This is a genomic window from Klebsiella sp. KP20-425-1 (assembly GCF_025813515.1).
Classification (GTDB): domain Bacteria; phylum Pseudomonadota; class Gammaproteobacteria; order Enterobacterales; family Enterobacteriaceae; genus Klebsiella; species Klebsiella pneumoniae.
This window is the reverse complement of sequence record NZ_CP109614.1, coordinates 322,416-346,732: the sequence shown is the minus strand read 5'-3', so window position 1 is coordinate 346,732 and position 24,317 is coordinate 322,416. Positions and strand designations below refer to the sequence as shown.

Here is a 24,317-nt window from a genome sequence, read left to right as displayed (position 1 = left end):
ACTCCTTGTATTACGCAAAAAAAAAGGGGGCTTGAAGACCCCCTTTCTGTTCATCCTGGGCTTACGCCAGCTGGCGAAGCATCCGGCGCAGCGGCTCCGCGGCGCCCCACAGCAGCTGGTCGCCAACGGTAAAGGCCGATAGATACTCCGGCCCCATATTCAGTTTACGCAGGCGTCCTACCGGGGTGGTCAGGGTGCCCGTCACCGCGGCTGGGGTCAGCTCGCGCATGGTAATCTCACGATCGTTCGGTACCACTTTGGCCCACGGGTTGTGCGCGGCCAGCAGCTCTTCAACGGTCGGGATAGAAACATCTTTCTTCAGCTTGATGGTAAACGCCTGGCTGTGGCAGCGCAGCGCGCCAACGCGAACGCAGAGGCCGTCTACCGGGATAACGGACGAGGTGGCGAGGATCTTGTTGGTCTCCGCCTGGCCTTTCCACTCTTCGCGGCTCTGACCGTTATCCAGCTGTTTGTCGATCCACGGGATCAGGCTGCCCGCCAGCGGTACGCCAAAGTTATCGACCGGCAGCTCGCCGCTGCGGGTCAGCGACGTTACTTTGCGCTCAATATCCAGGATGGCGGAAGCCGGGTCCGCCAGCTCCGCGGCCACATGATTATGCAGTTGCCCCATCTGGCTCAGCAGCTCGCGCATATGACGCGCGCCGCCGCCGGAAGCCGCCTGGTACGTCGCCACGCTGACCCACTCCACCAGATCCTGAGCAAACAGGCCGCCGAGGGACATCAGCATCAGGCTGACGGTGCAGTTGCCGCCGACAAAGGTTTTCACGCCGTTGTTCAGGCCGGCGGTGATCACATCCTGGTTAACCGGGTCGAGGATAATGATCGCATCGTCCTTCATGCGCAGCGAAGAAGCCGCGTCAATCCAGTAACCCTGCCAGCCGCTTGCGCGCAGCTTCGGGTAAATCTCGTTGGTGTAATCGCCGCCCTGGCACGTGACAATAATGTCCAGCGCCTTCAGCGCGTCCAGATCGAACGCATCCTGCAGCGTGCCACCGGTGCTACCGCCGAATGACGGCGCTGGCTGTCCCAGCTGGGAGGTAGAGAAGAACACCGGGCGAATGGCGTCGAAATCGCGCTCTTCAACCATGCGTTGCATGAGGACAGAGCCGACCATTCCGCGCCAGCCGATAAAACCAACATTTTTCATAACGTATTCCTGCGAGGTGTGTGCTGTTTGTGCCTGGCCAGTTTCCAACTGGATTATCCCTCACCTTACAAAATGCAGCTAAAGTCGCAAGTGAAATTAATCAATGATTGCTGAACAATCAGAAAAGCAACTTATCCTGCACATTGTCCACCGTCGCTGGTCGTCGTCAAAAGCGCAACGATTATCGGGGAAATCCCCCGGGGAATGGAATATTTTCCGTCGCTATTTTATTGATCCTGATTATGGATTAAGCGTGAAATCTGGTGCTTTTCCGCTTGCCAAAAAAAAGCGACAAACCCAGTCACAGCAAGGGCTGACGAGGGATACGAGCATCATCGTAGCGCTAATAAGGGCCAATAGCTGGCAAGGAAAAGAGGGAAAAAGGGCGGCTTATTGCAAAGAAGCCAGGGTAAGCAGCGTTACCCTGGCTTTTTATTTCCCGCGAGCGGGAGATGGGCGGGTTTAGCTCAGCAGCTGGAAGGCGATCATACCGACAATCGCCCCGGTGGTGCCAAGGATGGTTTCCATCATGGTCCAGGTCTTCAGCGTCTGGGCTTCACTGGCGCCGGTAAATTTACCGAACAGCCAGAAGCCGGCGTCGTTCACGTGGCTTACCACAATCGAGCCGCCGGCGATACAGATAGACAATGCCGCCATCTGCGCGCCGCTGTAGTTCAGCTGCTCAATCACCGGCATCACCAGGCCGACCGCCGTCAGGCATGCCACGGTGGCAGAGCCCTGAATGATACGCACCGCCGCCGCCAGTACGAAGCAGGTAATGGCGATCGGCAGCCCCATTCCGGTCAGCGCTTCACCAAGCGCCGGGCCAACGCCGGAGTCAACCAGCACCTGCTTGAAGACGCCGCCAGCCCCGATCACCAGCAGAATAATCCCGGCCGGCTGCAGCGCGTGGCCGCAAATCTCCATCACCCGGTCTTTCGCCATTCCCTGACGTACCGCCAGACCGTAAATCGCCACCAGGCAGGCCACCAGGATCGCGGTGAACGGGTGGCCGATAAACTCGAACCATTCGTAGGCAGTGGAACCCACCGGCACAAAGCGCGCGGCGATGGTTTTCAGGCCAACCAGCACCAGCGGCAGCAGGATCAGCGCCAGGCTGAAGCCGAAGGAGGGCATTTTGCCTTCCCCGAGATGCGGTTCCGTGACGTCGTCAGGAATATGCAATTCGACGTAGCGGCTGATGAAGTTGCCCCATAGCGGACCGGCGATAATCATCCCCGGAATGGCCGCGCACAGGCCAATCAGGATCATCCAGCCAAAGTCGGCGTGCATTTGCGACGCCAGCAGCATCGGCGCCGGTCCAGGCAACAGAAACGCCGCGGCGGCGGCAACGCCGGCAAACAGCGGGATCACCAGCTTCACGAGGTTAGTACCGGTATGGCGCGCCATCGAGAAGGCGACGCTAATCAGCAGTACGATCGCCACTTCGAAGAACAGCGGCAGCGCACAGATGAGACCGGCGAGACCAATCGCATAGTGCGCGCGATTGTGGCCAAAGGATTTGAGCATCTTGACGGCAATCTGATCGACAGCCCCCGTTTCATGCAGGATCTTACCGAACATCGCGCCGAGCGCGACGACGATCGCCAGGAAGCCCAGCGTACCGCCCATCCCTTTCTCCATCGTCGCCGCGATTTTATCCAGCGGCATGCCGGAGAAGAGACCGGCGCCAATAGAAACCACCATCAAAGCCACGAAGGCGTGCATTCGCGCCTTCATGACTAAAAACAGCAGCAGCAATACCGAGCCGACTGCTGTTAAAACAAGCGTTAAAGTACTCACTAGTGACTGCCTTTGTTGATCACCTCGATGGTGCTGGCCACCACGCCTTCCAGCGGCTGGTCGATATCGACGATAAGCACATCGCTCTCGTCGGCGCCTGGTTCCTGCAGCGTTTCAAACTGCGTCACCAACATTTGGGTTTTAAAGAAGTGCCCTTTACGCGCCTTCAGACGGCTTTCGATCACGTCGAAATCGCCTTTCAGGTAGATGAAGGAGAGGTTCGGGTTGCCCTTGCGCAGAATGTCGCGATAGCTCTTCTTCAGCGCCGAGCAGACGATCAGCGACACCTTGTTGGTACGCTGCATGGCGAACGCGGCGTCATTTAGCGCCTGCAGCCACGGCGTGCGGTCGTCATCGTTGAGCGGCTCGCCGGAGGCCATCTTGGTGATATTGCTGCGCGGATGGAGAAAGTCGCCGTCAAGAAACGCGGCATGCAGTTGATGCGCCACTTCGCTGGCGACAGCGGATTTTCCGCTGCCGGAAACGCCCATCAGGACATAGACGTGGTGATCATGGTTAGTCGTGCTCAAAGCGTCCTCCCACTGGACTGGTACGCCGCGCCGGGGCTGACTCATCCAGCGCGAAGGCGGCGTATCGGTTAATTGTTACGGGTAACTGTTATCGGTAACATTGTCATGCCGGACCTGTGGAGAAGCAATATCCATTCGTGCCAGATGTGAATATGTGTGATCTACTTCAAACTTGTCAGTTTAAATTGATCCGCCCGGTGACAATGTGAAACCTAAATCTAACATCTTAGGGGTAATCGCTTCACCACGAATGCGCGCCAGCAGCCGTTCGGCGCCGATGCGCCCCATTCGCTCGCGCGGGGTCAGGACGCTGGCCAGCCGCGGCTCCATCACCTGGCCGATATCATGGCCGTGGAACCCGGCGATCGCCATATCATCGGGGATCTTCAGCCCCAGACGCTGGCACTCGAACGCCGCGCCGACCGCGAGGTCATCGTTGGTGCAGAAAATGCCGTCGAGCTGCGGATATTCGCGGCGCGCCTGGCGCATCAGCTCAATCCCCGAAGAATAGGACGAGGATTGTTCCACCATCACGCTGTAGGGCGTCATCCCGGCGTCAAGCATCGCCTGCTCGTACCCCTTCTGTTTGATGATAGTACGTTCATCAAGACGCGCCCCCAGATAGGCGACATGGCGGTGGCCGCGGGCGATGATCGCCGCGGTCATCTGCCGGGCGGCTTCAAAGTTATCAAACCCGACGGCAATATCGAGACACGGCGACCGGCTGTCCATCAGCTCCACCACCGGAATGCCGGCGACTTCGATCATCTTCAGGGTGCGCGGCGTATGGGTGCGTTCGGTGAGGATCAGGCCATCAATGTTCCAGGAGAGCATCGATTCGAGGCGTTTCTCTTCCATTTCCGGCTTATAGCCGTAGTGCGCCAGCATGGTTTGATAGCCGAAGGCGTCGGTGACGCTTTCGATACCGCGCAGTACTTCCGAAAAGACCTGATTGGTTAACGACGGCAGCAGCACGCCGATGGCGCGGCTGGTGGCGTTGGAAAGAATGTCAGGGGCGCGATTGGGAATATAACCCAGTTCATCGAGGGCAACGGCAATCTTGCCACGCAGCGCTTCGGAGACCTGCTCCGGGTTGCGTAAATAGCGACTGACCGTCATTTTGGTCACGCCGACAAGATCGGCTACATCCTGAAGTACGGGTCTTTTCTTTTTCATCGTCCTGACTGTGATCAACGGGAAACATTTTCTCAGTTTATCACGGACAAAGCGCAACCTTCCCTAACATGAGGGAAGGCTGCGCAATTTATTTAACCTGGCTCAGATAACTATCAAACCGGCGGCAGATCGAACAGCAGGATCTCGCTATCGCTGTCGGCATGAACCGAAATCGCCTGCTCGTCCCAGATGGCCAAACCGTCGCTGGTGGTGGCTTTGGTACCGTTGATGGTCACTTCGCCTTTGACCACCTGGATCCACACGCGGCGTTCCGCGGCAATCTGGTGAACCGACTGCTCATCTTTCAGCAGCGCCCAGCGATAGAGTTCCATATCCTGGTACACCTTCAGCGAGCCATCTCGCGCATCCGGCGACAGCACCAGCTGTTTGCCCTGGGCGGCGTCGAAGCGGCGCTGCTCGTAGCGCGGGGTAATGCCGGTTTCTTCCGGAATAATCCAGATCTGATACAGACGCAGACGATCGGTTTTGCTCGGGTTGTACTCAGAGTGGCGCACCCCGGTACCCGCGCTCATGATCTGGAACTCGCCCGCCGGCACCTGCTCTTTGTTGCCCATGCTGTCCTGGTGCTCCACCGCCCCTTCCAGCACATAGGTCAGGATCTCCATGTCTTTGTGCGGGTGGGTACCGAAGCCCTGACCGGCGTCGATGACGTCGTCGTTAATCACCCGCAGGGCGGAGAAGCCCATAAAGTTCGGGTCATAATAGTTGGCGAAAGAGAAAGTATGCCAGGAATCCAGCCAGCCATGGTTAGCGTGGCCACGTTCGTTCGCTTTGCGTAAATAGATCATGTTGCACCCCCGTATGTTGTCGATGGAGTCAGTGTGGACCCATTTCGCCGGCGATCATAGAGGGTGAAAATTGACTCCTCTGTTCAAAAAATATGAACAAGCGCAGAGGAGCCAATTTGACTTATCGGGTAAGGGTAATGGTGGCCGGTGAAGGCTGCTCAAAGCCGCGCTGCAGGATCTCCATATTGGTGAGAACGTCAGTTTCCTTGACGTAATTCGGCTGGCCGTTGACGAGGGTGTCGTACAGCGCGTCGTACACCTGACCATAATCGCCGCTCTCCAGCGGCACCGCTTCGCGCACCATCTCCCCTGCCTCGTTGACATACACCAGCTCGCCAACGCTGTCGTCCGCGCCAAATCCCGGCTCGCCCGGCATGACATTGGCCTTCAGGCTGGTCTCCTGCTGGTCAATGCCGTACTTCACAAACGAACCTTTGTGCCCGTGAACGATAAATTTCGGGTAATCGATCTGCACCAGATGGCTGGTCTTAACGATGGCCTTCATATCGCCGTAGAACAGCTGGGCTTCAAAGGTGTCATCCGGGTTGGCTTTATTGCGCAGCGAGCGCAGATCGTAAGAGACATGGTCCGGGCGGCCGAACAGCGAAATGATCTGATCCAGGGTATGCACGCCAAGGCCATAGAACTCGCCGTTTTGCGGACCGCCGGGGTTGGTCTCCGCCAGCGGGCGATAATTATCGAAATGGCTTTCGATCTCCACCAGTTCGCCGAGTTTCCCGCTCTCAATCACCTTTTTGGTGGTCAGGAAGCAGGAGTCGAAACGGCGGTTCTGATAGGGCGTCACCGTCAGACCTTTGCTGTTCGCCAGGGCAAACAGAGTTTTTGCTTCCTCCAGCGTCGGGGTGAACGGCTTTTCCACCAGCACGTTTTTCCCCGCCTCCAGCGCCTTTTTCGCATATTCAAAATGGCTGTCGGCGTGAGTGCAGACCACCACCAGCTTGACCAGTGGATCGTTTAATACTTCTTCAAGGTCGCTGGTGAAATGAATATGGGAATACTGCGGCGCCTGCTCCTCGGGCTTCGCCCGGCGGCGGTAAATGTGCGCTACCTGCCAGCGGTCTTTGCGGTGCAAAACGTAAGGAAGGTGATAGCGGGTGGTGCTTTTACCAAAGCCAATAAATGCGCAGTGCAGAGTCATAACGCTGTCCTTAGTTAATGAGCTACCTTCAACCATAGCGCAAGCCGGTCCCTCACTTCATCCTCTCTGTTTGCTTGCAGTGAAGATTCGTTAGGAAAATAGTTCGAGTATCACTCATACGTAATTATTAATAACTTATTGATTAATAAGTGATTAAATCAGCAGTTTTCGGCAAAAAACCTTGATCGCCATGGCAAAACTGCGGATAAGTGGAGAGCAAACCAGGAGGTTGCTGATGACTAACGGAGTAGCCAGCCGCTGCTGATGGACAAACAGTATCTCGCCATAAACGGCGCCCTTTTTTTCTGGCTTCTCGCGCTGATCGCCTGGTCTGTCGATGCAAGCGCGCTGGCGCGCCTGGCGGCCGCCTGCGCGCTTATCGCTTTCCTCCACCATAGCCAACGGAACAAGATTAACGCGATGTTTATTAAGAAAAATAAAACGGAACCTCAGATATCAGAAGCAGCCACGCCTCCGGCAATTAACCCAGAACCCGAAGCGGTCGCCAGCAAAAAACACGAGACTACGGTCATCGCCAGCGGGGTGCATTTCGTCGGCAATATAGTCGCCAGCGGCCATGTCTATATCCACGGTCAGATCACCGGCAACATTGAGGCCAAAGAGCATTTGATTAAGGTAATGCGTGAAGGCCAGGTGGAGGGCAACGTCAGCTGCCGGGAGCTAATAATTGACGGCAAGGTGCAGGGCCAGTGTCATGGCGACAGCATCACCATTGAGGAGCACGGCCATCTGGAGGGTACCCTCGCCTATCGCGCGCTGGCGATCAAGAAAGGCGGCGTTTTTAGCGGTCGCGCTGAACTGCTGGCCGCCGCGGAGAACAAAAGTCATATTCTCGGTCTGGTAGCAGACGCACCCTCCAAAGCCGACGCGGAGCCCGTCAGGCCGCAGAGCGCCTGAGATAGCAGCAAAAAAAAAGCCAGCACCCGGCTGGCTAAAGTAATACTGGAAGCAATGTGAGCAATGTCGTGCTTTCAGGCTTTCCGCAAGGGTCTCCCTGAATGCAGGACAATAATAATCATTCTCATTCGCACTTGTCTACTTTTTTTTGCAAAAAACAACATTGACTCCCCGGCCGCCGTCAGAGATTGTGAAGGGGAATCAGTAACCAAAAAGAGGATAAGGGAATGAGTGACATAGTGATACGCCATGCCGAACCGCGCGATGCTGAACCTTTACGTATGCTGATGGCGCACCCGGAGGTCTATCATGACACGCTACAGATCCCCTATCCATCGATGGAAGCCTGGCAGGAGAAGCTACAGCCCAGACCCCATACCTTTCATCTGGTGGCGACACTGGACGAGCAGGTCGCCGGACATCTGTCTCTCCATGTTGAGCCGCGCCCTCGGCGCAGCCACGTCGCAACCTTTGGCATGGCGGTTGCCGCCGGCCATCAGGGTTGCGGCATCGGCAGCGCGCTGATGCGCGAGATGATCGACCTGTGCGACAACTGGCTGCGCGTCGAGCGTATTGAGCTGACGGTGTTCGCCGATAATGCCCCGGCGATTGCGGTGTATAAGAAGTACGGCTTTGAGATCGAAGGCACCGGCAGGCGTTACGCGCTGCGCAACGGTGAGTATGTGGATGCGTATTATATGGCGAGAATGAAGTAGCGTGTTGCCGGGTGGTGGCTTCGCCTTACCCGGCCTGCGTTCGCACCGTTGTAGGCCCGGTAAGCGCAGCAGCGCCACCGGGCAACACATCAATACCCCGCCGTTAAATCATCCGGCGAACGCGGATCGGAGGCGCCATACAGCATGCCGTCCGGCCCCACCATGATGCTCTGGGTACTGCCCATCGCCTCTTTCAGCGCCACTTTCTGCCCCTTCGCCTCCAGCAGCTTCAGGGTATCCGGGCTAAAGCCTTTCTCCACCCGCAGCTCATCCGGCAGCCATTGATGGTGGAAACGCGGCGCGTTGGTGGCTTCCGCGACGTTCATCCCGAAATCGATGGTATTGACCACCATCTGCAGTACGGTGGTGATGATCCGACTGCCGCCCGGGCTGCCGGTCACCAGCCAGGTTTTGCCATCTTTCACCACAATGGTCGGCGACATTGACGACAGCGGGCGTTTTTTCGGCTCCACCGCATTGGCGTCGCCGCCCACCAGACCATAGACGTTAGGCACGCCGGGCTTCGCCGAGAAATCATCCATCTGGTTATTGAGCAGAATGCCGGAATCACCGGCCACAATGCCGGTACCGAAGGTCGTATTCAGTGTATAGGTCACCGCCACCGCATTGCCGTCTTTATCGACCACCGAGAAGTGGGTGGTCTGGTTGCTTTCATAGGGCGCCAGCTTGCCCGGACGGATCTGGCTGGAAGGCTTCGCCTTGTTGACATCAATCTCGGCGGCGATCGCTTTGGCGTAAGCCTTGCTGGTCAGCGCCTGCCACGGCACGTTGACGAAGTCAGGGTCGCCGAGATATTCAGAGCGGTCGGCGTAGGCGTGTTTCTCTGCCTCCGCCATCACCTGCATGGCGTCGGCGCTGCCAAAACCATATTTCTGCATATCGAAGTTTTCGAGGATATTGAGGATCTGCACGATATGGATCCCGCCGGAGGACGGCGGCGGCATAGAGTAAACCTCATACCCGCGATACTCGCCGCTAACCGGCGTACGCTCCACAGCCTTATAGCCGGCGAGATCGGCTTTGGTGATTAGCCCGCCGTGCTTTTTCATCTCGTCAGCGATCTGGTCGGCGATGGCCCCTTTATAGAAGGCGTCCGGGCCGTGCTCGGCAATCAGCTCCAGGCTCTTACCGAGGTTCTTCTGCACCAGCCGATCGCCCTTCTTCAGCGGCTCGCCGTTCTTCCAGAAGATCGCTTTACTATTTTCATGCTGCGGGATCACTTCGCTGCCGTAGGTCTTCAGATCGTCCGCCAGCGCATCGTTAACGATAAACCCCTCTTCCGCCAGCTTAATCGCCGGACGGATCACTTTGTTCAACGGCATGGTGCCATACTTTTCCAGCGCGAGGGAGAAACCGGCGACGCTGCCTGGCGTGCCGGAGGCCAGATGCGAAGTCAGTGATTTTTTACTGTCCGGGTTGCCCTGGTCGTCAAGGAACATGTCGCGGGTGGCCTGCTCTGGCGCCATTTCGCGGAAATCGATCGCCGTGGTCTTGCCGTCTTTAGTCCGCAGCATCATAAAACCGCCGCCGCCAATATTCCCGGCCTGCGGATGGGTGACCGCCAGCGCGTAGCCTACCGCTACCGCCGCATCGACAGCGTTACCGCCCTGGCGCAGGATATCCACGCCGACGCGGGTCGCCAGCGCGTCCACCGAGGCCACCATCCCCTGCCGGGCGCGTACCGGGTGGAACACATCTTCCTCTACGCCATAAGAGACCGGCGGCGGCGGTGGCGGATTGGCGGCGACGGTAAAGCTGCCCCCCGCCAGCAACGCAGCGATGACCACCTGACGCCATATTGTTGTTTTTATCATTGTCTTACTCCTGAAAGGTAGGTTTCATTCCCCGCTTAAGCCTGGTTGATAACTCCTAAAAAATCATTGTTATGGCAGATTCGAGGTACACTTAAGTGATCCCACGCACGGGAGGAGAAAACCATGAAAGCGATTCTGTTTCTGGCGGCGCTGATGCCGCTTGGCGTATTAGCCCAGCCGATCAATATTAATAACAACCCTAACCAGCCGGGTTACGTGGTCCCCAGCCAGCAGCGCATGCAAAATGAGATGAAGATCCAGCAACAGCAGCAGCAGAGCATGCTGAAGCAGGATCTGAACAATCAGACCCGCTCGCAGCAGCAGCATTTGCAAAACCAGCTGCAGACTAATCAGCAGCGCGCGGCCCAGGGCGGCAATCTGAATGCGCCGCAGCAGGTGCGGCCAAATAACAACGGTGGGATGCTGCGGCAGACTAATCCGTAAAGGTCGTCCGCCGCAAATCCGTCTTAAGGCTGGAAATTCGGCCCGATAACATCAATGGCATCGGTGCAGATGCAGTCTACGCCCCAGCACAGCAGTTCGGCGGCGCGCTGGGGTTTATTGACCGTGTACACCAGAATGTGCAGGCCGGCCTGTTTCAGGCTCGCCACCCGCGCCGCATCCAGCAGTTTGTGATTGAGGTGAATCGACACGCAGCCCAACCGGGTGGTCAATTCGCGCCAGTCATCGCGCCACTCATCCAGCAGCAGCCCGCGCGGCAGCTCGGGCGCGGCTTCCTGCGCCGCCTCCAGGGCGTCGATTTCAAAAGAGGAGAGCAGCGGCGCGGTCATGCCTTGCCATAGATCGCGCGCGGCCAGCGCCACCACTCTGCCGGTCTGCGGCCCCAGCCCGGTGGTCGGCTTAATTTCGATATTCGCCATCATGCCGTGACGACGGCAGCGCTCCGCCACCTGGGAGAGCAACGGCAGCGGCTCGCCCTTAAATTCACGGCTGAACCAGCTACCGGCATCGACCTTCAGCAGATCGTCCCACGCCAGCTCGCCCGCCACGCCCCAGCCATTGCTGGTGCGTTCGAGATTATCGTCATGCAGCAGAAAGATCTGCCCGTCCTTCGACAGCTTGGCGTCAAATTCAATCATCGTGTGCCCGTAGCGGGCGCCGACGTCGATAGCCGCCAGGGTGTTCTCCGGCGCCAGTTTACCGCCGCCGCGATGGGCGACGATGCGGGGATAAGGCCAGTTACTCATGCGCGTTTTCCTGTTTCACCATCAAAGAGGTGCAGATGTTCCAAAGGCAGATGCAGCCATAGCGTGCTGCCTGCCGTCGGGCGCTGCTGGTGCGGCAGTCTGACCACCAGCTTCTGTTCGCCCCAGCGCCCGTGAGCGAGGTTATCGGCACCTAAAATTTCCAGGGTGTCCATCAGCAGCGGAATACCACCTTGCGCCTGCGAGCTTAAGATAAAATGCTCCGGACGGATACCGAGCGTCATTTTACGCCCAGCGTGGCGCCGGTGCTCATGATTCGTCGGCAGCTGCATGCCGCCCGCCAGCTCAAAGCGACCGCCGTCATCGCTGATGCGCCCTTCCAGCAGGTTCATGGCCGGGCTGCCGATAAAGCTCGCCACAAAGCGGCTGGCTGGCTTCTCATACACTTCCACCGGGGTGCCGATCTGCTCGGCAACGCCTTTGTTCATCACCATCACCCGCTGGGCGAGGGTCATCGCCTCCACCTGGTCATGGGTGACGTACAGCGAGGTGGTTTTCAGGCGGCGATGCAGCTGCTGCAGTTCCAGACGCATCTGCACGCGCAGCTTGGCGTCGAGATTTGACAACGGTTCGTCGAAGAGGAATACCGCCGGGTCACGCACGATAGCGCGGCCCATCGCCACGCGCTGGCGCTGACCGCCGGACAGTTCCCGCGGGCGGCGCTTGAGCAGACCATCCAGCTCAAGAATGCGCGCCGCCTCCTGCACCCGCTCGGCGATCAATCCCTTACCCATGCCGCGGATCTTCAGCCCCCACGCCATGTTCTCTTCCACGCTCATATGCGGATAAAGGGCATAGTTCTGGAACACCATCGCGATGCCGCGATCCTTCGGCTCCATCTCGGTCACCCGTTTACGATCGATCCAGATATCGCCGCTGGTCACCCGTTCAAGTCCGGCGACCATCCGCAGCAGCGTTGATTTCCCGCACCCCGACGGGCCAACCATGACGATAAATTCTCCGTCCGCCACGTCCAGCGTCAGCGGTTGAATTACCTGGGTTTTGCCATCCCAGCTTTTGCTTACTGCCTGTAGTTTTAAACCAGCCATTTTATTTCTCACTATCGACCAGGCCGCGCACAAACGCGCGCTGCATGGCTAAAACGATGACGACCGGCGGGATCAGGGTCAGCAGCATCGCCGCCATCACCTGATTCCACTGGGTAGTACCTTCGCCGGTGGCGATCATGCCTTTAATACCGGCGACGGCGGTGCCAAGATTCACATCCTGAATAATCAGCAACGGCCATAGATACTGGTTCCAGCCGTAGATAAAGGTGATGACGAACAGCGCGGCGAGGTTGGTTTTCGACAGCGGCAGCACGATGTCGCGAAAGAAGCGCATCGGCGAAGCGCCATCGATACGCGCCGCTTCAATCAGCTCGTCCGGCAGGGTCATAAAGAACTGGCGGAACAGGAAGGTGGCGGTAGCCGAAGCCATCAACGGCAGCGTTAACCCGGCATAGCTGTCGAGCATGTTGAGGTTGGCGATCACCTCCACCGTCGGGAAAATACGCACCTCGACCGGCAGCATCAGGGTGATAAAGATCATCCAGAAGAACAGGTTACGCAGCGGAAAGCGGAACCAGACGATGGCGAACGCCGAAAGCATCGACACCACGATTTTGCCGACCGTAATGGCGAACGCCATGATGAAACTGTTGAGCATCATCAGCCAGAACGGCGCGCTGTTGACGCCGACGCCGTTCACCCAGATGGTCTTCATGTTCTCCAGCAGATGTCCGCCGGGGATCAGCGTCATCGGCGTTTCAAATACCGATTTGTTATCCAGCGTCGCCGCCACGAAGGCGACGTACAGCGGGAATAAAATGACGGCGATACCCAGGATCAGCATGGTGTGGCTGAAAATCGTCAGCCCGCGACGGTTCTCAATCATTGGTAACGCACCTTACTTTCAACGTAACGGAACTGCACCACCGTCAGGATAATGACGAGGAACATCAGCACCACCGATTGCGCGGCGGAAGCGGATAGATCGAGCCCGGCGAAACCTTCGCGATAGATTTTGTAGATCAGAGTGGTGGTAGCCTGCACCGGGCCGCCGGCGGTGGCGGCATCGATCACCGGGAAGGTGTCGAAGAAGGCATAAACCAGATTGACCACCAGCAGGAAGAAACTCACCGGCGCAATCAGCGGCAGCGCCAGCTTAAAGAAGCGACGAATCGGCCCGGCGCCGTCGATGGCGGCGGCCTCAACCAGCGAACGCGGAATCGACTGCAGCGCGGCGAAGAAGAACAGGAAGTTGTAGCTTATCTGCTTCCACACCGAGGCGAAGACCACCAGAAACATCGCCTGGCCGCTGTTCTGCGCATGGTTCCAGTCATAGCCCAGCTCGCCGAGGAAATGGGTGATCAGCCCGCGCCCAGGGTTAAAGAGGAAGATCCACAGCACCGCCGCGACGGCGGGGGCCACGGCGTACGGCAGCAGCATCAGCGTTTGATAAAAGCGGCTGCCGCGCACCACATAGTCGACCAGCGCGGCGAAAAACAGTGAAATGAGCAGGCCGCTGACGGTCACCAGGGCGCTGAATTTTATGGTGGTCCAGAACGAGTCCAGGTAGTACGGATCGTGGAACAGCGCAACGAAGTTATCCAGGCCGACGAACTGGCTGGAAAGGCCAAAGGGATCGACGCTCTGCAGCGAGTACCACAGCGCTTCGCCTGCGGGCCAGATAAAGAAAATCAACGTGATAATCAGCTGCGGCGCGACCAGCACATAGGGCAGCCAGCGCGAGCGGAATACCGGACGGGATGATGACATTGAGATTGGGTTCCTGAACAATGCCGGGTGGCGGCTACGCCTTACCCGGCCTACATAGGGCACATCGTAGGCCCGGTAAGCGCAGCGCCACCGGGCAAGTTACAGATTACGATTTGGTCGCTTGCTCGAAGCGACGCAGCAGCTGGTTCCCGCGCTGCACGGCGGAATCCAGCGCCTGCTGCGGGGTTTTCTTGCCGGTCCACACGCTCTCCAGCTCTTCATCGACGATGGTGCGGATTTGCGGCATGTTGCCCAGGCGCAGACCTTTGGTAAACGGCAACGGCGGCTTGTTCAGCATCTGGCGGGTAGCGATATCGGCGCCCGGGTTCTTATCATAGAAGCCCTGCTGACGCGTCAGATCGTAGGCCGCGGTAGTGATCGGCAGGTAGCCGGTTTTCTGGTGCCACTCGGCGGCGTTTTCCGGTTTGGTCAGGAAGTCGAGGAACTTCGCCACGCCGGTGTAGGTCTCTTTGTCTTTGCCCTGCATCACCCACAGGCTGGCCCCGCCGATGATGGCGTTCTGCGGCGCGCCTTTCACGTCGGCATCGTAAGGCATCATGCCGACGCCGTAGTTAAATTTGGCGTACTGGCGGATATCGGCCAGCGAGCCGGACGAGGCAGTGGTAATGGCGCAGTCGCCGTTATAGAACTTTTCGGTAGACTCGTCTTTACGCCCGAAGTAGCTGAAATCGCCCTTCTTGTTCATCTCTTCGAGCAGCGCGATATGCTTCACCTGCTCCGGCTTGTTGAACTCAAGAACCGCGTCGGTACCGTCGAAGCCGTTATTCTTCGTGGCCACCGGCAGACCGTGCCAGGCGCTGAAGTTTTCAATCTGGATCCAGCCCTGCCAGCCGCTGGCGTAGCCGCACTTCATCCCGGCGGCTTTCAGCTTCGCGGTATAGGCCGCCAGATCCTGCCAGGTCTTCGGCGGCTGCTCCGGATCTAAGCCGGCTTTTTTGAAGGCGTCTTTGTTGTAGTAGAGCACCGGGGTAGAGCTGTTAAACGGCTGGGAGAGCAGATGGCCGGTTTTCGAATCGGTGTAATACCCGGCCACCGTCGGTACGAACTGCGATTCATCAAACTTGATGCCCGCCTCGCTAAACACCTGGTAGACCGGCTTAATGGCTTTTGACGCCATCATGGTGGCGGTGCCGACTTCATACACCTGAAGGATAGCCGGCGCGTTGCCGGTACGGAAGGCGGCGATACCGGCGCTCAGGCTCTGCTCGTAGTTGCCTTTGTATACCGGAACGATTTTGTAATCAGGATTGGCTGCGTTAAAGCGTTGCGCCAGAGAATCCACTTCTTTACCCAGCTCGCCTTCCATTGAGTGCCAGAATGGGATGGTGGTAACCGCCAGGGCCTGACCGGCAAAAGCCAGGCTCAGCGCCAGTCCTAAAGCTGTATGTCGTAACGATATCATCGGTTATCTCTCTTGTTGTGCCGGATGCGCGATTTCACGCGTTTTATGCTCGCGGGGTAACATGACATGTTCGAATTACAGAAAAATAACTTTTTTATTACAAAAAAAAGATAGTAACGGGTCAGAGAGATGACAAGCCGATGAAAGGACGGGGGAAGTAAAGTGGGAGCTGAGACACGGATAATATTCGTGCGGTCGGCTCCCGGGGTCGGCGCAAGCGCCTCGCCCGGGCTACAAACCGGCGAAGCCGCCGGGTTGCAACGAGTTAACCGTCATCCACGCAAACGCGCGACAATCTGTTCCAGGGTAAGTTGTCCTGCTGCTGCCTCGACGGTCATGCCGACGAAGTCTGGATTCGCTGGCAATATAATTCCATTTCGCTTTAAAAAAAGCAGGGTGATAAACAGTGCCGTACGCTTATTACCATCATTAAATATATGACCGCGAGAAATCGCCAGCAGATGCATCGCAGCGAGTCGCCACACGTCTGTCACACCTTCATATTCAATTTTGTTTAGCACCCTATACATTATCGCTTCGGCACGCCCCGGATCGGGCATACCGGCAACGCCAGGCGTGACGCGGAGCAGCCTGTCGTGAAACTGTATTATCTCTTCCGCTGAGATAATCTGCAGCGTCATTTATCCGCAAGCTCCCTGATCTCATCACCATGAACCGCCATGATAGCCGCGAACTCATCATCCATTCTGGCCGCCTGGTAGCGTTCAAACTCTTCTGCACTAATGATGACTGCAGATTTATGCCCACGACGGGTAATGGTCACAGGTACACCTGTCACTGCGCTTTCCAGCACATCGGCCAGATTTTGCCGGGCTTCGCTATAGTTAACCGTTCTCATAAAAACCTCCAAAGCTGTACTCTTTTATTGTACAACATACATGTACAAAAAAAGAGCCAACAGGCTCTTTTAAATGTATTCGTGCGATCGGCTCCCGGGGTCGGCGCAAGCGCCTCGCCCGGGCTACAAACTGGCGAAGTGAACGACGCCGGGTTGCGATGAATTAACCGCCGAGATAGGCGCTGCGCACCGCCTCGTTGGCCAACAGCGCGTCGCCGGTATCCTCCAGCACCACGTGACCGTTTTCCAGTACGTAGCCGCGATCGGCCAGCTTCAGCGCCTGGTTGGCGTTCTGCTCAACCAGGAAGATCGTCATTCCCTGCTCGCGCAGCTGCTCGATGGTGTCGAAAATCTGCTGAATGATAATCGGCGCCAGCCCCAGCGACGGTTCATCCAGCAGCAGCAGGCGCGGTTGGCTCATCAGGGCGCGACCGATCGCCAGCATCTGCTGCTCGCCGCCGGACATGGTGCCGGCGCGCTGAATACGGCGTTCATGCAGACGCGGGAACAGCTCATACACCCATTTGATGCGGGTCTGGAACTGATCGCGGTCGGCAAAAAAACCGCCCATCGCCAGGTTCTCTTCCACCGTCATACGCGAAAAGACGCGCCGCCCTTCCGGAACGATCGCCACCGCCTCGCGCATGATCTTCGCGGTTTGCCAGTCGGTAATATCCTTACCGTCAAAGACAATGCGCCCGCTGGAGGCGCGCGGGTCGCCGCACAGCGTACCAAGTAGGGTGGTTTTCCCCGCGCCGTTGGCGCCGATAAGCGTGACGATCTCGCCCTGTTTGATATGCAGGCTGACGTTGTGCAGCGCCTGAATCTTGCCGTAGTGGGCGCTGACGTTGTCAAAAGTTAACATCGCGTTTTCCATCTTATGCCTCACCAAGGTATGCGCGGATCACATCCGGGTTATTACGAATCTCTTCCGGCGTCCCGTTGGCCAGCGGTGTTCCCTGGTTCACGACGTAGATGCGATCGGAAATGCCCATCACCAGCTTCATATCGTGTTCGATAAGCAGGATGGTGGTGTTGTGATGGTTACGCAGCTCGGCGATAAGCTCGTCCAGCTCTTTGGTCTCTTTCGGGTTCAGCCCCGCCGCCGGTTCATCGAGCATCAGAATTTCCGGCTGGGTCACCATGCAGCGGGCAATCTCCAGCCGACGCTGGTCGCCGTAGGCCAGGTTGCTGGCCTGACGGTTGGCATGCTCCAGCAGGCCGATACGCTCCAGCCAGGTGGCGGCCCTGTCCAGCGCTTCGCTCTGCGCCCGACGGAAGGCCGGCGTTTTCAGCAGGCCGGAGAAGAGCCCGGTTTTCAGCTGCTGATGCTGCGCCACCAGCAGGTTTTCAATCACCGTCATTTCGCGGAACAGGCGCACGTGCTGGAAGGTCCGCACCACGCCCATCCGCGCAATCTGCTGACCCGGCAGCCCTTCCAGGTGCTGGTCGCGCAGCAGAATAGTGCCGCCGGTGGGTTTGTAAAAACCGGTCAGGCAGTTAAAGACGGTGGTCTTCCCGGCGCCGTTGGGGCCGATCAGCGAGACGATCTCGCGCTCTCTGAGCTCCAGCGACACATTGTTGACGGCCAGCAGACCGCCGAAACGCATCATCAGGCCGCTAACGGATAATAATGGCTGACTCATGCCTGCTCTCCTTTCGCCTGACCGTTTTTCAGCTTCAACTGCACGCGCGTCATTGGCAGAAGCCCCTGCGGACGCCAGATCATCATCAGCACCATCAGGCCGCCGAGCATTAACATGCTGTATTCGTTGAAGTCACGCATCAACTCGCGCGAGACCACCAGCAGAATAGCCGCGAGGATCACCGCGAACTGCGAGCCCATCCCGCCCAGCACGACGATCGCCAGCACAAAGGCTGACTCGGCGAAGGTAAAGGATTCCGGGCTGACGAAGCCCTGGCGCGCGGCGAACAGCGTGCCGGCGAAGCCAGCAAACGCGGCGCTGATGGTAAAGGCGGTCAGCTTGATGCGCGTCGGGCTCAGGCCCAGCGAACGACAGGCGATCTCATCTTCACGCAGCGCTTCCCATGCCCGGCCCAGCGGCATTCGCAGCAGGCGGTTGATGACGAACAGGCTGAGCACTACCAGCAGCAACGCCACCAGGTAGAGGAAAATCACCCGGTCGGAGGGATCGTATTTGACGCCGAAGAAGTTGCTGAAGGTATCCCAGCCGCCTTCGCGGGCGCTGCGGCTAAATTCGAGGCCAAAGAAGGTCGGTTTCGGGATCTGGCTGATACCGTTCGGCCCGCCGGTGATCTCGGTATTGTTGAGCAGCAGAATGCGCACGATCTCGCCGAAGCCTAAGGTCACAATCGCCAGATAGTCGCCGCGCAAACGCAACACCGGGAAGCCCAGCAGGAAACCGGCCGCCGCGGAGACCAGGCCGGCCAGCGGGAGACAGGTCCAGAAGCCGAGACCATAATAGTGGTTCAGCAGCGCAAAGGTATACGCGCCGATGGCATAGAACCCGCCGTAGCCCAGCACCAGCAGGCCGGAAAGGCCGACCACCACGTTCAACCCGAGGCCGAGGATGATATAGATCATCGTCAGGGTGGCGATATCCACCGTGCCGCGCGACACCATAAACGGCCAGGCCACGGCAATCACCAGCAGGGCGATCAGGAACAGCTTCTGCTTCACCGTCGACCCGTCAATCGCCGGCATAATAAATTTCGGCCCGGAGACGTTCTTAACCGCTTTCTGGAACAGCGGCCGCAGCAGCTGGAAGAAAAAGACCACCGCGGTACCGATGAAGATCCACTGCCAGCGAATATCGGCGGCGGTATCGACCACCAGTTTGGTGCCGTTCAGCTCCAGCTGCACGCCCATAAAGACGCCCGCCAGAATGAAGAACATCACGGCAGACAGCAGCGCCATTGCAATTTGCATCGGTTTCATACTTTTTCCACCTCCGGGCGGCCCAGAATGCCGGTCGGCATCACTAACAGCACCAGAATCAGCAGTGCGAAGGAAACGACGTCCTTATATTCGGTGCTGAGATAGGCGGAAGAGAGCGCCTCGGCAATACCCAGGATCAGGCCGCCGATCATCGCGCCAGGGATGCTGCCGATCCCGCCGAGCACGGCGGCGGTGAACGCCTTCATCCCGGCCATAAAGCCGATGTAGGGGTTAATCACGCCGTAGAACTGCCCCAGCAGTACGCCGGCCACCGCCGCCATCGCTGCGCCGATGACAAAGGTCAGGGCAATGACGCGGTCGGTGTTAATCCCGAGCAGGCTGGCCATTTTCAGATCTTCCGCGCAGGCGCGGCAGGCGCGCCCCATCCGCGAGTAGCGAATAAACAGCGTCAGGGCCAGCATGGCGATAAAGGTCACCACCCAGATCACCAGTTGCATGGTGGTGATCGTCGCGGAGAAGCTGTCGCTGTGGCCGACGACCCACTGGCCGTTAAACAAGCTCGGCAGCGCCACGTCGCGGGAGCCCTGGGTCAGGCTGACGTAGTTCTGCAGGAAGATAGACATCCCGATGGCGGAGATCAGCGCAATCAGGCGCTTGGAGTTACGCACCGGCCGATAGGCCACGCGCTCAATGCTCCAGCCGTAGGCGCTGGCAATCACAATGGCGCCCACGAATCCGGCGGCGACCAGCAGCCAGCTAGTGTCAATGCCCATCATCATCAGCGCGGCGATGATCATGAAGGAGACATAGCTGCCAATCATATAGACCTCGCCGTGGGCGAAGTTGATCATGCCGATAATGCCGTACACCATCGTATAGCCGATGGCGATCAGCGCATAGGTACTGCCCAGCGTGACGCCGTTAAACATCTGCTGCAGAAAATAGAGAAACTGCTCGGACATAAGGTAACCTTTTTCAAACCGCCCGCGGTTCGCGGGCGGAGGGATAACTCGTCTTCAGCGCTTATTTCGCCGCGCTCGAAGAGCCATCGGCGTGCCACTGGAAGACACCAAACTCAAATCCCTTCAGATCGCCTTTTTCATCCCAGGTCAGCGGCCCAATCACGGTTTTCGCCCCGTGCGCTTTCAAATCGTTGATTAAATCCAGCGGCTGCTGGCTGCCGGTTCTGTCCATCGCCTGCGCCAGCGACTGAACGGCGGCATAGGTGATCCAGACGTACGGTCCGCTCGGATCTTTCTTCTCCGCTTTCAGCGCGTTGACGATGGCGCTGTTGGCAGGGTCCTGATCGTAGCGTTTTGGCATTGTCACCAGCATGCCTTCCGCCGCGGCGCCCGCGATATTGGACAGCGAGGCGTTGCCGACCCCTTCCGGCCCCATAAACACGGTTTTCAACCCGACGGAGCGCGCCTGGCGCAGCATCTGGCCCATTTCCGGGTAGTAGCCGCCGTAGTAGACGAAGTCGATGTTCTCTTTCTTCAGGCGCGCCAGCAGGGCGGAGAAATCTTTTTCCCCCGCGGTGATGCCATCGAAGAAGACGATGTTGGCCCCGGCTTTCTTCAGGTTGTCCTGCACCGAACGCGCCAGCCCTTCGCCGTACTGCTGCTTGTCATGAATGATGGCGATACGCTGCGGTTTCACTTTCTCGACGATATATTTCGCCGCGGTCGGCCCCTGCGAGGAGTCGAGGCCGGCGGTACGCATGATGTACTGGTATCCGCGCTGGGTCAGCTCCGGATTGGTCGCCCCGGGGGAGATCATCAGGATGCCTTCATCCTCATAGATGTCGGAAGCCGGCTGAGTGGAAGAGGAGCACAGGTGGCCGATAACGTACTGAATGCCGTCGTTGACGATTTTGTTGGCCACCGCGACCGCTTGCTTCGGATCGCAGGCGTCGTCATATTCGACGGCCACCAGCTTGTCGCCCTTAATGCCGCCGCTGGCGTTGATGTCTTTAATCGCCTGACGCGCGCCATTGAACTCCATGTCGCCCCACTGGGCCACCGGACCCGACATCGCGCCGACCACGGCGACCTTAATATCCTTGGCCATCGCCGCGTGCGACATCGCTAATGCGACAATGCCCGCGACGATGGTTTTCGCGTTCCTTTTCATGCTGCAGAACCCCGTTCGTGATGTGGTGTAAATGTTTTGTATTTTTATGGTTAAAAAGCATTCTGTGCTTTTATTAAACAACGCCATTTTTACCATTGAGTTTAATGGTTTAGCGCAGTTTTTCACTAAAAAACAGATTAAAACCTCTATTTTTCAGTCGATTAAGCAAAGATAATATTCTGTATTTTGGTGAAGATAAACAAAAAAAAGTCCATCCTGCAGCATAAAATAACGATACATAAGGCGGAATAAAACGCTGCACATTAGGTTAAAATTCTGCTTATTTTTCGATCCATGACGGATTGCGCTACCCTGACAACGCCAGGAAAACGAATCCCCTGATGTACGCGCAAAAAACAGCGCTCCGCCAGACAGCAATTTTGGGTACACTGGCGCCTCTGTTTTGCACTGGATTTGCCGCCCATGAAACTGACCATTATCCGTTTACAGCACTTCAGCGATCAGGATCGCATTGATCTGGGGAAAATCTGGCCGTCACAGGATCTGTCGACGCTGACCCTTGATGAAAACCATCGTCTCTACGCCGCCCGCTTTAACGAGCGCCTGCTGGGCGCCGTGCGCGTTACCCTGCGCGGCGTCGAAGGTGAGCTCAGCGATCTGTGCGTGCGTGAAGTGACCCGCCGCCGCGGCGTCGGGCAATACTTAGTGGAAGAGACATTGCGTGATAACCCGGCGATCAATAGCTGGCGCGTCGCCGACCATGGGGTGGAGGACCGCGGCGTGATGGCGGCCTTTATGCAGGCGCTCGGCTTTAGCGCCCAGCAGAATGGTTGGGAAAAGCATTAAGCCGTAGCCCCAATAAGCGGAGCATGCCCAAGGAAGAACCCGGCGGCGCTTCGCTTAGCCGGGCTACCTGGCGACTGTAGCCCCGGTAAGCGCAGCGCGACCGGGGTCAGACAACGCATTTGCGGCGTGAAAGGCGCCCCCATTTAACCCAGCATTTCGCGTTGCAAAAAGGCGTCAAGACCCGAAATCCCCGGGAGCTTACATCAGTAAGTGACCGGGGTTGAGGGCCGCAGACAACGCATTTGCAGCGTGAAAGGCGCCCCCCATTTAACCCAGCATTTCGCGTTGCATAAATGCGTCAAGACCCGAAATCCCCGGGAGCTTACATCAGTGAGTGACCGGGGTTGAGGGCCGCAGACAACGCATTTGCAGCGTGAAAGGCGCCCCCCATTTAACCCAGCATTTCGCGTTGCATAAATGCGTCAAGACCCGAAATCCCCGGGAGCTTACATCAGTGAGTGACCGGGGTTGAGGGCCGCAGACAACGCATTTGCAGCGTGAAAGGCGCCCCCCATTTAACCCAGCATTTCGCGTTGCATAAATGCGTCAAGACCCGACATCCCCGGGAGCTTACATCAGTAAGTGACCGGGGTTGAGGGCCGCAGACAACGCATTTGCAGTGGGAAAGGCGCCCCCCATTTAACCCAGCATTTCGCGTTGCAAAAAGGCGTCAAGACCCGAAATCCCCGGGAGCTTACATCAGTAAGTGACCGGGGTTGAGGGCCGCAGACAACGCATTTGCAGCGTGAAAGGCGCCGGTTAAATTATTTGGCGTCGGTCGCCGTACCGTTCGCATGCCAGGTAAAGACCCCGAACTCAAAGCCTTTCAGGTCGCCTTTCTGATCCCACGACAGCGGGCCCATCACGGTGTCTACTGTCGCGCCTTTCAGGTATTTAGCGATTTCCGCCGGATCGTCAGACTGATTCAGGCCTGCCTGCAGCGACTGCAGCGCCGCGTAGGTGGTCCACACGAAGGCGCCGCTCGGATCCTGTTTCTTCGCCTTGATCGCATCCACGATCGGTTTGTTCGCCGGCACCTGGTCGTAGTTCTTCGGCTTGGTTACCAGCAGGCCTTCCGCCGACTCGCCGGCGATGTTAGACAGGGAGACGTTCGCTACGCCTTCCGGGCCCATAAACTGGGTTTTCAGACCGGCGGCGCGCGCCTGACGCAGGATCTGGCCCATTTCCGGGTGATAGCCGCCGTAGTAGACGAAATCGATATTCTCTTTCTTCAGGCGCGCCACCAGGGTGGAGAAATCTTTCTCACCGGCGGTGATCCCGTCGAAGAAGACCACGTTTGCCCCGCCTTTTTTCAGGCCATCCTGCACCGCACGGGCCAAACCTTCGCCGTACTGCTGTTTGTCATGTACCACTGCGATACGCTGCGGCTTCATTTTGTCGAGAATGTATTTCGCCGCGGTTGGCCCCTGATCGGAGTCCAGACCGGTGGTGCGCAGGATCAGCTTATAGCCGCGCGCCGTCAGCTCCGGAGCAGTCGCTGCCGGGGTAATCATCAGAATGCCTTCGTCTTCATAGATATCAGACGCCGGCTGAGTGGAAGAGGAACACAGGTGACCAATAACGTATTTGATGCCGTCGTTGACCACTTTGTTGGCTACCGCCACCGCCTGTTTCGGGTCGCAAGCGTCATCATATTTGACGATCTGCAGCTTATTGCCCTTGATGCCGCCCTTAGCGTTGATATCCGCTACCGCCTGCTCTGCGCCGGTAAACTCCTGGTCGCCGTACTGGGCCACCGGGCCGGACATCGCCCCGACTACCGCGATTTTGATATCTTCCGCCAGCGCCGCGCTGCTCATAACTAAGGCAATACATCCTGCCAGTAACGCTTTACCCTTCATATTCATCCTGAGGCTCCCCATTATTATGGTTTTTGCATTTGTTGTGATGTTGTTTATTAGCGCATTATTTTGTTTATACCGATAGGAAAAGCATATGATAGCTAATCAACCGGGTGCTGCCCGCGCTTTTGCAGCACACTATGCTAAACATACCGTCATTCTGAGGAATTTGAAACGACTAAATTGCGGGCTATGTAACAGATAAGTGACAAATAAAAAAACCGCGCCAGCA

At 57.7% G+C, this 24,317-nt stretch carries 25 protein-coding genes; 5 read left to right on the top strand and 20 right to left on the bottom strand.

Going from position 1 to position 24,317, the window contains the following annotated elements:
* Window positions 1–61: 61 nt before the first annotated feature.
* Window positions 62–1,168: an aspartate-semialdehyde dehydrogenase gene (gene asd / locus OHJ17_RS01605; RefSeq protein ID WP_002920570.1), complete on the bottom strand. Its 1,107-nt coding sequence runs from the start codon at window positions 1,166–1,168 to the stop codon at window positions 62–64.
* A 103-nt stretch (window positions 1,169–1,271) separates the two neighbouring features.
* Here asd and OHJ17_RS01600 point away from each other — a divergent pair, with 103 nt between their 5' ends.
* The gene (locus OHJ17_RS01600) at window positions 1,272–1,634 is read left to right on the top strand and encodes a hypothetical protein (RefSeq protein WP_032433644.1); all 363 of its coding nucleotides are present in this window, start codon (window positions 1,272–1,274) and stop codon (window positions 1,632–1,634) included.
* On the opposite strand, the gene gntU is transcribed toward OHJ17_RS01600, so the two are convergent.
* The 5 genes from gntU to OHJ17_RS01575 all read right to left on the bottom strand — a co-directional run bounded on the left by gntU (window position 1,631) and on the right by OHJ17_RS01575 (window position 6,645).
* Window positions 1,631–2,971, bottom strand: coding sequence for a gluconate transporter (gntU, locus tag OHJ17_RS01595; RefSeq protein ID WP_002920773.1), 1,341 nt, complete (start codon window positions 2,969–2,971; stop codon window positions 1,631–1,633). The two genes, OHJ17_RS01600 and gntU, sit on opposite strands and share 4 nt — an antisense overlap.
* Entirely contained in the window at window positions 2,971–3,501 is a 531-nt protein-coding gene (gntK, locus tag OHJ17_RS01590) for a gluconokinase (protein ID WP_002920775.1), read from the bottom strand. Before gntK ends, gntU begins: the two co-directional genes overlap by 1 nt.
* A 180-nt stretch (window positions 3,502–3,681) precedes the next feature.
* The gene (gene gntR, locus OHJ17_RS01585; RefSeq protein WP_002920777.1) at window positions 3,682–4,677 is read right to left on the bottom strand and encodes a gluconate operon transcriptional repressor GntR; all 996 of its coding nucleotides are present in this window, start codon (window positions 4,675–4,677) and stop codon (window positions 3,682–3,684) included.
* Between the two features lie 113 nt (window positions 4,678–4,790).
* Window positions 4,791–5,486, bottom strand: a complete 696-nt coding sequence (locus OHJ17_RS01580; protein WP_002920779.1) for a pirin family protein — start codon at window positions 5,484–5,486, stop codon at window positions 4,791–4,793.
* Window positions 5,487–5,607: 121 nt separating this feature from the next.
* Window positions 5,608–6,645 (bottom strand): oxidoreductase, encoded by a 1,038-nt coding sequence (locus OHJ17_RS01575; protein WP_032433646.1) that lies wholly within the window; start codon window positions 6,643–6,645, stop codon window positions 5,608–5,610.
* Window positions 6,646–6,909: 264 nt separating this feature from the next.
* Here OHJ17_RS01575 and OHJ17_RS01570 point away from each other — a divergent pair, with 264 nt between their 5' ends.
* Window positions 6,910–7,563: a bactofilin family protein gene (locus tag OHJ17_RS01570; RefSeq protein WP_032433648.1), complete on the top strand. Its 654-nt coding sequence runs from the start codon at window positions 6,910–6,912 to the stop codon at window positions 7,561–7,563.
* A gap of 239 nt (window positions 7,564–7,802) precedes the next feature.
* On the top strand, window positions 7,803–8,279 hold the full coding sequence (gene yhhY, locus OHJ17_RS01565; protein ID WP_072145336.1) for an N-acetyltransferase: 477 nt from the start codon (window positions 7,803–7,805) through the stop codon (window positions 8,277–8,279).
* An 89-nt stretch (window positions 8,280–8,368) separates the two neighbouring features.
* Here yhhY and ggt read toward each other — a convergent pair whose 3' ends face one another.
* A complete protein-coding gene (gene ggt, locus OHJ17_RS01560) occupies window positions 8,369–10,114 on the bottom strand; it encodes a gamma-glutamyltransferase (protein ID WP_004150072.1) in 1,746 nt (581 codons plus the stop codon).
* A 123-nt stretch (window positions 10,115–10,237) separates the two neighbouring features.
* Between ggt and OHJ17_RS01555 the strand changes: the two genes are divergently transcribed.
* Window positions 10,238–10,558, top strand: coding sequence for a DUF2756 family protein (locus OHJ17_RS01555; protein WP_004150073.1), 321 nt, complete (start codon window positions 10,238–10,240; stop codon window positions 10,556–10,558).
* A gap of 23 nt (window positions 10,559–10,581) precedes the next feature.
* Here the strand turns inward: OHJ17_RS01555 and ugpQ are convergent, their stop codons facing one another.
* The 12 genes from ugpQ to livK form a co-directional block, all read right to left on the bottom strand.
* Window positions 10,582–11,322: a glycerophosphodiester phosphodiesterase gene (gene ugpQ, locus OHJ17_RS01550; protein ID WP_019704661.1), complete on the bottom strand. Its 741-nt coding sequence runs from the start codon at window positions 11,320–11,322 to the stop codon at window positions 10,582–10,584.
* Window positions 11,319–12,389 (bottom strand): sn-glycerol-3-phosphate import ATP-binding protein UgpC, encoded by a 1,071-nt coding sequence (locus OHJ17_RS01545; protein ID WP_032433652.1) that lies wholly within the window; start codon window positions 12,387–12,389, stop codon window positions 11,319–11,321. The genes ugpQ and OHJ17_RS01545 overlap by 4 nt, the downstream gene beginning before the upstream one ends.
* A gap of 1 nt (window position 12,390) precedes the next feature.
* Window positions 12,391–13,236: a sn-glycerol-3-phosphate ABC transporter permease UgpE gene (gene ugpE / locus OHJ17_RS01540; protein ID WP_004145129.1), complete on the bottom strand. Its 846-nt coding sequence runs from the start codon at window positions 13,234–13,236 to the stop codon at window positions 12,391–12,393.
* Window positions 13,233–14,120: a sn-glycerol-3-phosphate ABC transporter permease UgpA gene (ugpA, locus tag OHJ17_RS01535; RefSeq protein WP_002920792.1), complete on the bottom strand. Its 888-nt coding sequence runs from the start codon at window positions 14,118–14,120 to the stop codon at window positions 13,233–13,235. The genes ugpE and ugpA overlap by 4 nt, the downstream gene beginning before the upstream one ends.
* 106 nt (window positions 14,121–14,226) lie before the next feature.
* Complete coding sequence (gene ugpB, locus OHJ17_RS01530; protein WP_004174008.1) at window positions 14,227–15,543, bottom strand: sn-glycerol-3-phosphate ABC transporter substrate-binding protein UgpB; 1,317 nt, start codon at window positions 15,541–15,543, stop codon at window positions 14,227–14,229.
* A gap of 272 nt (window positions 15,544–15,815) precedes the next feature.
* A complete protein-coding gene (locus OHJ17_RS01525) occupies window positions 15,816–16,184 on the bottom strand; it encodes a type II toxin-antitoxin system death-on-curing family toxin (RefSeq protein WP_002920800.1) in 369 nt (122 codons plus the stop codon).
* Window positions 16,181–16,402 carry a type II toxin-antitoxin system Phd/YefM family antitoxin gene (locus OHJ17_RS01520; RefSeq protein WP_004174006.1) on the bottom strand — a complete coding sequence of 74 codons (222 nt, stop codon included), beginning with the start codon at window positions 16,400–16,402 and terminating at the stop codon, window positions 16,181–16,183. Before OHJ17_RS01520 ends, OHJ17_RS01525 begins: the two co-directional genes overlap by 4 nt.
* Window positions 16,403–16,565: 163 nt before the next feature.
* Entirely contained in the window at window positions 16,566–17,279 is a 714-nt protein-coding gene (gene livF, locus OHJ17_RS01515; protein ID WP_004145133.1) for a high-affinity branched-chain amino acid ABC transporter ATP-binding protein LivF, read from the bottom strand.
* Window position 17,280: 1 nt separating this feature from the next.
* Entirely contained in the window at window positions 17,281–18,048 is a 768-nt protein-coding gene (livG, locus tag OHJ17_RS01510) for a high-affinity branched-chain amino acid ABC transporter ATP-binding protein LivG (RefSeq protein WP_002920803.1), read from the bottom strand.
* Window positions 18,045–19,322, bottom strand: coding sequence for a branched chain amino acid ABC transporter permease LivM (gene livM, locus OHJ17_RS01505; protein ID WP_004174005.1), 1,278 nt, complete (start codon window positions 19,320–19,322; stop codon window positions 18,045–18,047). The genes livG and livM overlap by 4 nt, the downstream gene beginning before the upstream one ends.
* The gene (livH, locus tag OHJ17_RS01500; protein WP_002920807.1) at window positions 19,319–20,245 is read right to left on the bottom strand and encodes a high-affinity branched-chain amino acid ABC transporter permease LivH; all 927 of its coding nucleotides are present in this window, start codon (window positions 20,243–20,245) and stop codon (window positions 19,319–19,321) included. Before livH ends, livM begins: the two co-directional genes overlap by 4 nt.
* 61 nt (window positions 20,246–20,306) lie before the next feature.
* Window positions 20,307–21,416 carry a high-affinity branched-chain amino acid ABC transporter substrate-binding protein LivK gene (gene livK / locus OHJ17_RS01495; protein ID WP_004150079.1) on the bottom strand — a complete coding sequence of 370 codons (1,110 nt, stop codon included), beginning with the start codon at window positions 21,414–21,416 and terminating at the stop codon, window positions 20,307–20,309.
* A 423-nt stretch (window positions 21,417–21,839) separates the two neighbouring features.
* Here livK and panM point away from each other — a divergent pair, with 423 nt between their 5' ends.
* Window positions 21,840–22,223, top strand: coding sequence for an aspartate 1-decarboxylase autocleavage activator PanM (panM, locus tag OHJ17_RS01490; RefSeq protein WP_002920810.1), 384 nt, complete (start codon window positions 21,840–21,842; stop codon window positions 22,221–22,223).
* 764 nt (window positions 22,224–22,987) lie between these two features.
* Here panM and livJ read toward each other — a convergent pair.
* Window positions 22,988–24,091 (bottom strand): branched chain amino acid ABC transporter substrate-binding protein LivJ, encoded by a 1,104-nt coding sequence (livJ, locus tag OHJ17_RS01485; RefSeq protein ID WP_032433656.1) that lies wholly within the window; start codon window positions 24,089–24,091, stop codon window positions 22,988–22,990.
* Window positions 24,092–24,317: the final 226 nt, after the last annotated feature.